12 protein-coding genes are annotated in these 11637 nt (G+C 59.9%); 4 read left to right on the forward strand and 8 right to left on the reverse strand.

The window, feature by feature from the left end; all coding sequences use genetic code 11:
• The first annotated feature begins 133 nt into the window (after positions 1 to 133).
• On the forward strand, positions 134 to 823 hold the full coding sequence (locus HKK53_RS25270) for an energy-coupling factor ABC transporter permease (protein ID WP_169373026.1): 690 nt from the start codon (positions 134 to 136) through the stop codon (positions 821 to 823).
• A 63-nt stretch (positions 824 to 886) separates the two neighbouring features.
• Positions 887 to 1102: a hypothetical protein gene (locus tag HKK53_RS25275; protein WP_008033212.1), complete on the forward strand. Its 216-nt coding sequence runs from the start codon at positions 887 to 889 to the stop codon at positions 1100 to 1102.
• A 9-nt stretch (positions 1103 to 1111) separates the two neighbouring features.
• Here HKK53_RS25275 and yacG read toward each other — a convergent pair whose 3' ends face one another.
• Genes yacG through pilB form a run of 5 tightly spaced genes read right to left on the reverse strand, consistent with a single transcriptional unit; the run spans position 1112 to position 5723 of the window.
• On the reverse strand, positions 1112 to 1312 hold the full coding sequence (gene yacG / locus HKK53_RS25280; protein ID WP_149661048.1) for a DNA gyrase inhibitor YacG: 201 nt from the start codon (positions 1310 to 1312) through the stop codon (positions 1112 to 1114).
• On the reverse strand, positions 1309 to 1932 hold the full coding sequence (gene coaE / locus HKK53_RS25285) for a dephospho-CoA kinase (RefSeq protein WP_169373027.1): 624 nt from the start codon (positions 1930 to 1932) through the stop codon (positions 1309 to 1311). Before coaE ends, yacG begins: the two co-directional genes overlap by 4 nt.
• Positions 1929 to 2801, reverse strand: coding sequence for a prepilin peptidase (locus HKK53_RS25290; protein ID WP_169373028.1), 873 nt, complete (start codon positions 2799 to 2801; stop codon positions 1929 to 1931). The genes coaE and HKK53_RS25290 overlap by 4 nt, the downstream gene beginning before the upstream one ends.
• Before the next feature lies 1 nt (position 2802).
• Positions 2803 to 4020 carry a type II secretion system F family protein gene (locus HKK53_RS25295; protein WP_169373029.1) on the reverse strand — a complete coding sequence of 406 codons (1218 nt, stop codon included), beginning with the start codon at positions 4018 to 4020 and terminating at the stop codon, positions 2803 to 2805.
• A 2-nt stretch (positions 4021 to 4022) separates the two neighbouring features.
• Entirely contained in the window at positions 4023 to 5723 is a 1701-nt protein-coding gene (gene pilB, locus HKK53_RS25300) for a type IV-A pilus assembly ATPase PilB (RefSeq protein WP_169373030.1), read from the reverse strand.
• 225 nt (positions 5724 to 5948) lie between these two features.
• Here pilB and HKK53_RS25305 point away from each other — a divergent pair, with 225 nt between their 5' ends.
• Positions 5949 to 6350 (forward strand): pilin, encoded by a 402-nt coding sequence (locus HKK53_RS25305; protein ID WP_169373031.1) that lies wholly within the window; start codon positions 5949 to 5951, stop codon positions 6348 to 6350.
• A 331-nt stretch (positions 6351 to 6681) separates the two neighbouring features.
• Positions 6682 to 7032 carry a BON domain-containing protein gene (locus HKK53_RS25310; RefSeq protein WP_169373032.1) on the forward strand — a complete coding sequence of 117 codons (351 nt, stop codon included), beginning with the start codon at positions 6682 to 6684 and terminating at the stop codon, positions 7030 to 7032.
• Between the two features lie 168 nt (positions 7033 to 7200).
• Here the strand turns inward: HKK53_RS25310 and HKK53_RS25315 are convergent, their stop codons facing one another.
• The 3 genes from HKK53_RS25315 to HKK53_RS25325 all read right to left on the reverse strand — a co-directional run bounded on the left by HKK53_RS25315 (position 7201) and on the right by HKK53_RS25325 (position 11570).
• A complete protein-coding gene (locus HKK53_RS25315; protein WP_169373033.1) occupies positions 7201 to 7497 on the reverse strand; it encodes a DUF2845 domain-containing protein in 297 nt (98 codons plus the stop codon).
• Positions 7497 to 10439: a DUF748 domain-containing protein gene (locus HKK53_RS25320; protein WP_169373034.1), complete on the reverse strand. Its 2943-nt coding sequence runs from the start codon at positions 10437 to 10439 to the stop codon at positions 7497 to 7499. The genes HKK53_RS25315 and HKK53_RS25320 overlap by 1 nt, the downstream gene beginning before the upstream one ends.
• Positions 10440 to 10553: 114 nt before the next feature.
• The gene (locus HKK53_RS25325; protein ID WP_169373035.1) at positions 10554 to 11570 is read right to left on the reverse strand and encodes a class I SAM-dependent rRNA methyltransferase; all 1017 of its coding nucleotides are present in this window, start codon (positions 11568 to 11570) and stop codon (positions 10554 to 10556) included.
• Between the last annotated feature and the right edge of the window lie 67 nt (positions 11571 to 11637).

The raw sequence follows: 11637 nt of genomic DNA on the forward strand, positions 1-11637 counted from the left end.
GGCCCAAGCTTAGCGTTCAAATGCGACAAGCAGAAAGCTTTGCATTCACTGGAGCCACTTTTGCGCCGGTGTATGCTGGCAGGGAGCCGTAACCCAACAAGGAGTGTGTCGTGCCATCCAGGGAGAAGTCGTCATGATCGGCGCCGAGCTGCTGTCGTCAGGGAGCCTGACCGTAGGCTGGCTGATTTATGTACCCGTGCTGATCTGGGCGATCTGCCGTGTGCCATGGGTCGAGCTGTTCACCGACAGTCGTCGCCAGCATTTGCTGTTCGGCACGGTGTTCGCGCTGTTCATGTTGTGGCTGGTGCGACGGGATTTCGATACGGGCGTGTCCTATCACTTTATCGGCATGACCGCGGTGACGTTGTTGCTGGACTGGCCGCTGGCGATTGTCGGCGCGCTGGTGGCGCAACTGGGGCTGGTGCTGCTTGGGCGGCAGGATCTGGCGGCTGTCGGGGTGAATGGCGCGTTGATTATTCTGCTGCCGGTGCTGGTGACGGAATGCTGCGCGATCCTCGTCGAGCGGGCGCAACCGCGTAATCCCTTTGTGTATATCTTCGTTTCCGGCTTCTTTGCCGCCGCGCTGTCGGCCTTGTTGTGCCTGTTGCTGGCCTTATGGCTGCTGTGGTTCGACGAGCGTTTCGAGATGCCGTACTGGCTGGAAGATTTTGTCGGTTACCTGTGGCTGCTGATCTTTCCCGAGGCGTTTATCAACGGCATGATCATCAGCGCGCTGGTGGTGTTCAGTCCCGAGTGGCTGGAGACCTTCAACCGCACCCGTTACCTTTCGGCGCCCTGGAAAGACGACGATCCCAAGTCTTGATCCACATCAAACCGGTTTGACGCCCGCGAACTCATGCTCGGCAAAACCTTCAGGAGCACCAATATGAGCGTTTACGAATGGGCAAGGCAGGAGTTGCGTCACAGTCTGGATGCGGCACAGGAAGTTGGGTTTGATCCGGGGTTGAGCCTGCGCGCCTTGCTCAGTGCGGTGGTGCAACAGAGCAAGGCGGTGCGCAGTGTCGAGGACCTGGCGGATGAGTTGCAGTTTCTCGCCGAGAACCTCGATGACGGTCAGGACTACGGCTTTATGCGGCCCTAATCGTAGTGATCAGTGACGCGGCTCGAAGTCTTCGCTGAACAGGTCGTCCTCGGCATCCGGGCTCACCGGGATCTTGTGTTCTTCCGACGCCCAGGCGCCGAGGTCGATCAGTTTGCAACGGTCCGAACAGAATGGCCGGAACACGTTTTCCGGTTTCCATTCAACGGGTGCACCGCAAGTCGGGCATTCGACGGTCGAGATTGGGCTCATGACTGGCCTCCACGCAAAGTAAGGTAAAAGTGATGCAGGCGTTCGACCTCGCTGTGCAGCCAGGCGAGGTCGCGGTCATTGACCACCACGTCGTCGGCATGGCTCACGCGATCCTGGCGGCTGGATTGGGCCTTGAGGATCGCCTGGACCTGTTGCTCGCTGGTCTGGTCACGCTGCAGGGTGCGTTCGATCTGTAGTTGTTCCGGCGCGTCGATCACCAGCACCCGTTGGGTCATGGCGTACTGCCCGGACTCGATCAACAGCGGCGACACCAGAATCGCGTAAGGCGATTGTGCCTTGGCCAGGTGGGTAACGATTTCCTCGGCGATCAGCGGATGCAGCAACGCTTCGAGCCAGCGGCGTTCCTCCGGGACTTCGAAGATCAGTTTGCGCAGCACCGCGCGATCCAGTTGGCCATCGGCTTGCAGCACGCCGGGGCCGAAGTGTTCGGCGATTTTCGCCAGCGCCGGACGCCCCGGTTCCACCACCCAGCGTGACGCGTGATCGGCGTCCACCACATGCACACCAAGGTCGATGAAGTGCTGGGCCGCCGCGCTTTTGCCGCTGCCGATGCCGCCGGTCAGGCCGAGAATCCAGGGTTTTTCCACAGGGGTATTCATTTCAAACCGACAAACTGCCAATAGAAGCCGGTTATTTGACCACCCCAGAGCAATGCAATCCAGCCGGCAATTGCCAGATAGGGACCGAAGGGAATCGGCGTGGAGGTTTTCGCGTTCCGCAAGCGCAGCAAAATCACCCCGAGCATCGCCCCCACCAGCGATGACAGGAGGATGGTCAGCGGCAGGATCTGCCAACCGCCCCAGGCCCCCAGCATCGCCAACAGCTTGAAGTCGCCATGGCCGATGCCGTCCTTGCCGGTGATCAGCTTGAACAGCCAGAACACCGACCACAGCGCCATGTAGCCGATCACCGCACCCCACAAGGCATCGTGCAAGGGCACGAACAGCTCGAAGCTGTTGACGATCAGCCCCAGCCACAACAACGGCAGCACCAGCACGTCGGGTAACAGTTGATGCTCGGCATCGATCAGGCTCATGGCCAACAGGCCCCAAGTCAGTACCAGCATCAGGCCGCCAGGCCAGCCGAAACCGAAATGCCAGGCGACGAATGCCGAGAGCAGGCCGCAGGCCAGTTCGGTCAGTGGGTAGCGCTTGCTGATCGATGCGGCGCAGTTCGAACAGCGACCGCGCAGCAACAGATAGCTGAGCACTGGAATGTTTTCCCAGGCACGGATCCGGTGGGCGCAGTGCGGGCACTGGGAATGGGGCAGCATCAGGTTATAGGTCGGCAGTGGCGTTTCACTGGGCAAGCCCAGAACATCGTGGGCCTGCACTCGCCATTCCCGTTCGAGCATTTTCGGCAGGCGCCAGACCACCACGTTGAGGAAGCTGCCGATCACCAGGCCGAGCACCAGCGCAAAGATCACGAAGGCCAGCGGATAGAGGGTCAAGTAGTCGATCAAGGGCATGTCAGATCGCTGAGCCGAGTTGGAAAATGGGCAGGTACATCGCAACCACCAGGCCGCCGACGACAACACCCAGTACCACCATGATGAACGGTTCCATCAGGCTGGTGAGGTTGTCGACCATGTTGTCGACTTCGTCCTCGTAGAAGCTGGCGACCTTGTCGAGCATATCGTCCAGGGCGCCGGACTCTTCGCCAATGGCCGCCATCTGGATCGCCATGTTCGGGAACACGCCGGAGGTGCGCATGGCGAAATTCAGCTGCATGCCGGTCGACACGTCCTGCCTGATGCGCAGCACCGCGCGCTTGAACACAATATTGCCGGTAGCGCCGGCTACCGATTCCAGGGCATCCACCAGCGGCACCCCGGCGGCGAATGTGGTCGATAGCGTGCGGGCATAGCGGGCGACGGCGGACTTGTACATCAGCGTGCCGACCAAGGGCACTTTCAACAGCCAGGTGTCCACCCGATCGCGAAAGGTCTGGGATTTTTTGAAGGCGCGACGCACACCGAAGATCGCTGCGGCCAGCGCGCCGAGCATGACCCACCACCATTCCTGCATGAACTCCGACAGGCTGATGACCATCACCGTGAAACCCGGCAGCTCGGCGCCAAACCCGGCGAACACGGTCTTGAACTGCGGCACCACCTTGACCAGCAGAATCCCGGTGACGATGATCGCGACGAACACCACGGCCAGCGGATAGGTCATGGCTTTCTTGATCTTGGCCTTGAGGCTTTCGCTCTTTTCCTTATAGGTCGCCACCCGATCCAGCAGCGTATCCAGGGCCCCGGCCTGTTCACCGGCGTCCACCAGGTTGCAGTACAACTCGTCGAAATATTGCGGTTTCTTGCGCAAAGAGGCGGCGAAGCTGTTTCCGGCTGCAACTTCCTGTTTCACCTCATCCACCAGCTTGCGCATGGCCGGGTTGTCGAAGCCTTCGCCAATGATGTCGAACGACTGCAGCAACGGCACGCCGGCCTTCATCATGGTCGCCATCTGCCGGGTGAACAAAGAAATGTCCTGGGCCTTGATGCGTTTGCCCAGGCTGAAAATCGACGCGGACTTCTTGCGCACCTTGCCCGGGTTAATCCCTTGCTTGCGTAGCTGTGCCTTGATCAGCGCCGGGTTCAGGCCGCTCAGCTCGCCGCTCATTTTCGTGCCTTTCTTGTCCATGCCTTCCCAGGCGTAGACGCTGATTTTTGCTGCCTTGACCGCCATGTTCAGTCCTTGGTGACCCGGTTGATTTCTTCAAGGCTGGTGATGCCTTGCATGGCCTTGATCAGCCCCGAAGTACGCAGATCGTTGAAGCCGTCCTTGCGCATCTGGATCTCGATTTCCAGGGAGTTGCCCTCGGCCATGATCAGCCGTTGCAGGTCCGGGGTGTTCTTCACCACTTCATAAATCCCGATTCGCCCTTTGTAACCGTTGTTGCAGTGATCGCAACCGACGGGCTCATAGATCGTGAAAGAGCCGATGCGTTCCTCGGGGAAGCCCTCCTTGATCAGCGCCTCCCGGGGAATCTCGATCGGCGTCTTGCAATGACTGCACAGTTTACGTGCCAGGCGCTGGGCGATGATCAGGCTCACCGACGTAGCGATGTTGAAGCCGGGGATGCCCATGTTGTGCAGGCGGGTGAGGGTTTCGGCGGCGCTGTTGGTGTGCAGGGTCGACAGCACCAGGTGCCCGGTCTGGGCGGCCTTGATCGCTATTTCGGCGGTTTCGAGGTCACGGATCTCGCCGACCATGATCACGTCCGGGTCCTGACGCAGGAACGAGCGCAGGGCCTGGGCGAAATCCAGGCCTTGCTTGGGATTGACGTTGACCTGATTGATGCCTTCCATGTTGATCTCCACCGGGTCTTCGGCGGTAGAGATGTTGATGTCCACGGTATTAAGAATATTCAGCCCGGTATACAGCGACACGGTTTTACCCGAACCGGTGGGGCCGGTGACCAGGATCATCCCTTGGGGCTGCTTGAGCGCGGCCATGAACAGGGCTTTCTGGTCCGGCTCGTAGCCGAGGGCGTCGACGCCCATCTGCGCGCTGGACGGGTCGAGGATCCGGATCACCACTTTTTCGCCCCACAGGGTTGGCAGGGTGTTGACCCGGAAGTCGATGGACTTGCTCTTGGACAGGCGCATCTTGATCCGTCCGTCCTGCGGTCGCCGTCGTTCGGAGATGTCGAGGCTGGCCATGACCTTGAGCCGGGCGGCAATGCGGCCGGCCAGTTGAATCGGTGGCTTGGCCACTTCGCGCAGAATGCCGTCGGTGCGCATCCGCACCCGGTAGGTTTTTTCGTAGGGCTCGAAGTGCAAGTCGGAAGAGCCGCTCTTGATCGCATCCAGCAGCATCTTGTGGACGAAGCGCACCACCGGCGCATCATCGGCGTCCTGGCCGGGGATGGAGTCCTGATGCTTGTCGTCGATCGATTCAATGTCCAGGCCATCGAGGTCAACGTCGGCCATGTCTTCCAGGCCGGTGGTGTGGCTGTCGAAGAATTTCTCGATGGCGTCGCTGAGCTTGTCGTCTTCGACCAGGATGGCTTCGGTGCTCAGCCCGGTGCTGAACTGGATATCGTTGATCGCCTGATGGTTGGTCGGGTCGGAAATCCCCACGAACAATTTATTGCCGCGCCGCCAAAGGGGCAGGGCGTGGTGCTGGCGGACCAGCTTCTCGCTGACCAGGCCCTTGGGCTGGGTTTCCTTGTCCAGGCAGTGGAGATCCAGCAAGGCCATGCCGAAATGTTCCGAGGCAATCTCCGCCACCTGCCGGCTTTTCACCAGTTTGTTCTGCACCAGGTAGCTGACCAGGGAAATGTGATTGCGTTGGGCTTGCTGATACGCCTGTTGCGCGCTTTTGTCAGTGAGCAGTTCGGCCAGCACCAATTGCTTGGCCAGACCGCTAAGGGCGATGTCATTCATGGGGATACCGGACGCAGACAGTTCATGACTTATAGCCTAGTCAAGGGATGCAGCGAAACCAGCGGTGTTGAGGTGACAAAAAGTGTCAGATAGTGCGGTTCCAGGGAGTAGGAAAGGTCGTTTGCGACTCTTCGCGCCCCGTGTGCAGGGCCCGGAAGGCTTGGCACGGAGCATGCTGGGGCTTATTCAGATCATGAGATTCCGACTCATGCATGGAGCTTGTCTATGAACACTCAGAAAGGTTTTACGTTGATCGAGCTGTTGATCGTGGTGGCGATCATCGGGATTCTGGCGACGTTCGCCATTCCGGCGTACTCGAAGTATCAGGCGCGGGCGAAAGTGACGGCGGGGGTGGCGGAGCTTTCGGCGCTTAAAGTGAATTATGAAGACAAGGTCAACTCGGGTACGGCTGCCCCAGCCGTTGCTGACATCACTTCGGCTGCCACCACGCAAAATTGCACCATTACCGTCTCGGCAAGCCCTGCTGGCATCATCTGCACGCTCGTAGGTGCGCCAGCGCAGGTGTCCGCTGCGACGATTACCCTGACTCGTGATGTCACGTCGGGCTGGTCTTGCAAAACCAGCGCCGCCGCCGATTTCGCCCCAGCGGGTTGCCCTCATGGCTAATGGCAGCTAATTATTGGTAGACGACCCAGCCCCGCCTCTCAAGAGGCGGGGTTTTTTTTGCTGATGGTTTGAGGATTCGATGCGGGGGGGACGTAAAAATAAAACCTTCGCAAATTCATGGCCTTAGGCCCACGTCAAAACCTGCAACTTGCATGTCGATAACGCGTAACTCATGCAATTTGCATGATTTCGAAAATTGTCTGTTTTGTTAAGTCGTTGATTTATAACGGTTATTTAGCCGTCTCAAACTTGGCACAGCGTTCGCAATATACCCAGTAACCCTGCTGACAAGACACGCAGCAGACTTTGAAGAAAAACAGGAGTTACTCGTATGAAGAAGTTCGCTATCGCTACTGCTACCGCGCTGACCCTGACCATGGCCGGTGCAGCTTTTGCACAGACCACCCCTGTCACCCAGGCTCCGATGACTCTGGCGGCGGGTGAAGTGACCGAGGCTAAAGAAGCTACTTCGGATACCTGGATCACTACTAAAGTGAAAGCTGATCTGGTTACCGAGAAAGGCATTCCTGGCACCGACATCAAAGTCGAAACCAACAAAGGCGTTGTGTCCCTGTCGTCCACTGTTGCGGTGACTGACGCTCAGAAAACCACGGCCGTGGCTATCGCCAAGAAAATCAAAGGCGTCCAAGCGGTCTCCGCTGACGGCCTGAAAGCCGAGTAAGGCAAGACTTCTCCGCCTGAACCGGGAGAAGGCGTGGCAGACGAGCCGAGTCATACGTCTGCCGCCTCTGGAGAGTTCATGCGACGGCCATAAGGATGTGGCCATTACAGGCCTCCGACATTCGAGTCGGGGGCCTGTTCTATTCAGGGCCGTAAAAGCTTTTAATCTTTAATGACCGCGCTTGCTGGTGATCTGCACCAATCGATTACCTTCAAACCGCAGGTACTGATACATCCCGCTGTTGGGGCCGTAGGTCCATTCCTCGACCTGGAACTCTTCCCGCCGGTTGGCGCTGCGCTTATAGCCCAGCACATCCCGGGCCACGGGCTGTCCGCATTTCTGCAGCACTTCGCTGGACCTGTCGCCGACGCTGATCAACTGGCTGCCACAGCGCAGGGTATCGGCTGCCGAGGCCTGGCCCGCCGCAAGTGCCAGGGCCAGGCTCAGCAGCCAGCGCGCGCCCATCACTCGGCGTCCAGATGCATCGGCGTAATGACCCGACCGTCGCTTTGCGCTTCGCCAAGGTTGGCGTCGATAAAGTACACGCGGTCATCGGCCATCTGCGCCTTGTCCACCAGGAAGTCCTTGATGCTGCTGGCGCGATCCTGGCCCAGTTGACGCAACAGCACGTCGCTGGAAGCCCAGAACTTAATCACGTCAGCACGCATTTTCGCGGTACGTTCTTCCTTGCCCAGATCTTTCCATTCAGCCGGCGGCTGGGTCTTGAGGCGCGTGCGGTAGATCCCTTCCAGCAGCGGACCTTTCTCGCCCTCCGGCACTTGCAGCAGGGATGCCTGGGCTGGGACTTTGTCGCCGCGGCGCTGGAGCATCTTGTAGTAGTTGTACTGGTATTCGCGCTCCAGGCGTTGCTCGGCGATCAACGGGCCATCGCTGCTTTGCGCCGCGGTGCCTTCGATTTCCAGGCGCAGGGCCGGGCGTTCCTTGAGTGCACCGGAGAGTTTGATCAGCGAGGCCTCGGCCTCCTTGCTCAGGTCGCTGGAGCCTGCTGCAAACGATACGGTGCCCAGGTCTTCCGAGCCGCCACCGCTGATCAGCCCGCCAATCATTTTGAACGGTGCTGCGGCGGCTTTGACGATCAGGTTGCGCAGGGTCTGCCAGACAATCGGCATGACGCTGAACTGCGGGTTGTTCAAGTCGCCGGACACTGGCAGCTCGATGGAAATCTTGCCGTCGACGTCCTTGAGCAGGGCGATCGCCAGTTTCAGCGGCAGGCTCGTGGCATCCGGGCTGTCGACCTTTTCACCGAGTTGCAGTTGCTCGACCACCACTTTGTTTTCAGCCTTGAGCTGGCCCTTGGTGATCAGATAATGCAGGTCGAGATTGAGCCGGCCCTTGCGGATGCGGTAGCCGGCAAATTTGCCGGAGTAGGGCGTGAGGGTGGTCAGCTCTACGCGTTTGAAACTGGTGGCGATGTCGAGGCTGGCCATCGGGTCGAACGGGTTGACCGCGCCCTTGATGGTCACTGGTGCATAGCGGTCGACCTTGCCCTTGATGTCGACACTGGCCGGTTTTGCCTGGCGGCTGTCGATGGTGCCGATCGCACCGTTGAGTTGTTGCACGGCGGTGGCGAAGTTCGGGGTCAGGCTGAAGTCGGCGAAGTTTGCCGAGCCGTCATTGATGGCAATGCCGCCGATATGGATGCCCAGCGGTTTGTCCTTGCTGGCCGCCGGTTTGGCTGCGGCAGTCTTGGCGCCGGCGTCGGGCGGCTGTGGGACCAGCAGGTCATCGATGTTGGTGGTGCGGTCATCGTTGATCATGAAGCGCGCATACGGCTGGAACAGGTTGACCTTGTCGATCGACAGGCTGTCGCCGTGCTGATAGTTCAGGCCTTCGAGCACCAATTGCTGCCACTTGAGGAAGTCGCGGGTTTTCAGGGTGTCGAGGGTGTGCAACTGATCGACCTGGGCGCGGCCGGTCACGCTGAACGCCAGCGGGTCGGTGCTTTTCAGGTCAACCGCCAGGTCGCTGCCGAGCATGCCGCTGCGCAGTTCAAGGCGAATGAACGGGGTGATGTAAGACTGGGCGACCCGCAGGTCGATGTCCTTGGTCTGCACTTTCAGCTTGGCGCTGACCGGTGCCAGATTGACCTGGCCGTCTGCGGTGATCTTGCCCTGCTTGCCCAGGCCGGTGTCGAGCTTGAGATTGAAAGGCGAGCCATTGAGGCTGTCGAAGTTCTGCAGGTCCAGGTTCAGCGGGCCGACTTCCAGCGCCACGGGCGGTTGTGCCTTGCGGTCGGCCAGATGCACCTGATAATCGCGCAGTTGCACGTCTTTGAGCAGCACCTGCCAGGGTTTGCTCGGCGCGGCGGGTGCCGGGGGCGGTGAATCGGCTGCGGCCGGTGCAGTGGCGGGTTCTGCCTTGGCCTTCACCGCTGCCTTGGACGGTTGGCTGGCGAACAGTTTCTGCCAATCCAGCTGCCCATCCGCTTCCAGGGCGGCCCAGGTTTCCAGTTTGTTACTGCGGATCTTGCCGACTACCACTTGCTGCTTGGCCAGGTCGACGGTGGTGTCACTGACGTCCAGGCGTTGGAGTTTCACCAGCGGCCGACCGTCCGGCGCATTGATGGCAAACGGCGCGACGCTGACCGCGACGTTACTCAGCAGCAGTTCGGTTTCCTTGGCCAGGTTGAGCTTATAGTCGGTGCTCAGGTTCAGCACACCGTTTTCCAGAGCCAGCGGCAGCGCGTCACGGACGTACGGCCACCAGACTTTCATCTGGCCGTCGGTGACTTTCAATTTACCTTCGGAGGCGATCGGGATCAGGCTGAAATTGCCGGTCCAGTCGATCTGCCCGCCCGACGGGCCGGCCGCGACCAAAGTCATGTCGGCGTTGTCGTCGGGCAGGGTGCTGAGGTTCTTCAGCTCGAAATCGAGTTTGTCGTAAAGGAATTCGATGGGCTCGCTGGGGCGCGCATCCTGGAAGTGCACATAGCCGCCGGCCAGTTTGATCCGCTCGACCCGCAGCGGGAACGGTTTGGCGTCCGGGTCGGCCGGGGTCGGTTCGCTGGCGGGAATCTTGAACAGGCCAAGCAGGTTGAGTTTGCCGTCCTTGCCGAAGAGGATTTCGGTCTTGGGTTTGTCCAGTTCGATATCGGACAGGTGCAGTGCCTTGGTCCACAGGCTGTCGATCTGCAAGTTGGCGTAGAGCCGCTCGAAGCCGACCTGTTCCTTGCCCGGTTCACCGATGATCAGGCCCCACAGGGTTACTTCAAGGCTGAACGGATTGAGTTCGATCCGCTGGATATGGGCGGGCGTCGTGGCGTAGTTGGCTAACTGCTGGTTGGCGATCCGCAAGGCGATGCCTGGCAAAATCAGGAACCCCAGCAGGCTGTAGAGGGCCAGAGCAGTCAACAGGGCGCCGATAGCGCGAATCAATCCTTTGGGCATGTGCGGCTTCATTTGTCTGATCGGAGTGCCTTGGAGTATGGCATGCGTTTTCGGTTCCGAAGTACACGCCCTCTTCAGGTTTGTTCAGAAAGAAGTGTAGGAAATTTCCCAGCGTTAGAGCTGCAGGATCAGGGTTTTCAGCGGTGGCTGCTGATCCATCGACGGAAAATCGCCGCCCGGTGTCATCACCGACCACTCCCGTACCGGCCGCCCGGCCTTCTCGGCACAGCGCAATACCTGCTCGCGCCAGTCGTCCATGCTGACTTTCGCCAGGTTGTTGCAGCAGATCAGCACGCCGTTGTCGGCGGTGGTCAGCAGCGCCGGTTTCAGCAGGCTCTGATAGTCGCGCAGCAGGTCGACGGTGCCGAATGCGCTCTTGGCCCAGGCCGGCGGATCGAGCAATACCAGATCGTACTGGCGTTGTTCCAGGCGCTGATAGCTCGGCAGTTTCTGCCCGCGACGTTGGCTGATCGGCAGCCCGGCCAGTTGGCGGATCGCCGGGAAATAATCGGACTGGATGAATTCCATGGTTGGCAGCTGCGGATTGAGCAGACCGTTTTCGCGGCCGACGGCGAGGTTGCCTTCAGCGAAGTCGAGGTTGCAGACTTCACTGGCACCACCGGCCGCCGCACTCAGGCCGACGCCGCAGGTGTAGGCGAACAGGTTCAGCACGCTTTTATTCTTGCTGTGATCCTTGACCCAGCCGCGGGTGTTGCGCAGGTCGAGGAACAGCAGCGGGTCTTGCCCGGCGTGACGACCGCGAACCCGGTAGTTGAGGCCCCATTCGTGGCCGATCAGGTCTTGCAGGGCGGCTTCGTCGGCACGGTAGACCGTATCTTCGCGATCGATGCGCGAATTGCCCCGGGAGCGGTCGTTGTAGACCAGCAGCAGCTCGAGGCCCAGGTGTTGATTGATCGTCTCGTGCAGTTGCAGCAGGTCATCGCGTTCCAGCGATTGGTGAAAACTTTGCACCAGCAGTTGCGGGCCGTAGCGGTCGATGGTCAGGCCGCCGGCACCTTCCTGGCTGCCATGGAACAGGCGATAGCAGTTGGTGCCCTGCTCATGCAGTTCGGCAAGCAGGTCCTGGCGATGATCGAGGGCGGCGCGCAGCGCCTGATTCAAGGAAGACATGCTGGGCGCCTTGCAGGAGGAGGGAATTTGGCGCGGGAGTTTAACAGTTACTGAGCCGATCGTTCCC

Origin of the sequence: Pseudomonas sp. ADAK7, assembly GCF_012935675.1 — a bacterium.
Lineage (GTDB): Bacteria > Pseudomonadota > Gammaproteobacteria > Pseudomonadales > Pseudomonadaceae > Aquipseudomonas.

What these genes read in the sequence shown, in the direction of transcription:
- HKK53_RS25320 (WP_169373034.1), bottom strand. Translation starts at nt 10,439, where the DNA reads ATGCCCAAAGGATTGATTCGCGCTATCGGCGCCCTGTTGACTGCTCTG.
- pilB (WP_169373030.1), bottom strand. Translation starts at nt 5,723, where the DNA reads ATGAATGACATCGCCCTTAGCGGTCTGGCCAAGCAATTGGTGCTGGCC.
- HKK53_RS25305 (WP_169373031.1), top strand. Translation starts at nt 5,949, where the DNA reads ATGAACACTCAGAAAGGTTTTACGTTGATCGAGCTGTTGATCGTGGTG.
- HKK53_RS25310 (WP_169373032.1), top strand. Translation starts at nt 6,682, where the DNA reads ATGAAGAAGTTCGCTATCGCTACTGCTACCGCGCTGACCCTGACCATG.
- HKK53_RS25315 (WP_169373033.1), bottom strand. Translation starts at nt 7,497, where the DNA reads ATGGGCGCGCGCTGGCTGCTGAGCCTGGCCCTGGCACTTGCGGCGGGC.
- yacG (WP_149661048.1), bottom strand. Translation starts at nt 1,312, where the DNA reads ATGAGCCCAATCTCGACCGTCGAATGCCCGACTTGCGGTGCACCCGTT.
- HKK53_RS25295 (WP_169373029.1), bottom strand. Translation starts at nt 4,020, where the DNA reads ATGGCGGTCAAGGCAGCAAAAATCAGCGTCTACGCCTGGGAAGGCATG.
- HKK53_RS25325 (WP_169373035.1), bottom strand. Translation starts at nt 11,570, where the DNA reads ATGTCTTCCTTGAATCAGGCGCTGCGCGCCGCCCTCGATCATCGCCAG.
- coaE (WP_169373027.1), bottom strand. Translation starts at nt 1,932, where the DNA reads ATGAATACCCCTGTGGAAAAACCCTGGATTCTCGGCCTGACCGGCGGC.
- HKK53_RS25275 (WP_008033212.1), top strand. Translation starts at nt 887, where the DNA reads ATGAGCGTTTACGAATGGGCAAGGCAGGAGTTGCGTCACAGTCTGGAT.
- HKK53_RS25290 (WP_169373028.1), bottom strand. Translation starts at nt 2,801, where the DNA reads ATGCCCTTGATCGACTACTTGACCCTCTATCCGCTGGCCTTCGTGATC.
- HKK53_RS25270 (WP_169373026.1), top strand. Translation starts at nt 134, where the DNA reads ATGATCGGCGCCGAGCTGCTGTCGTCAGGGAGCCTGACCGTAGGCTGG.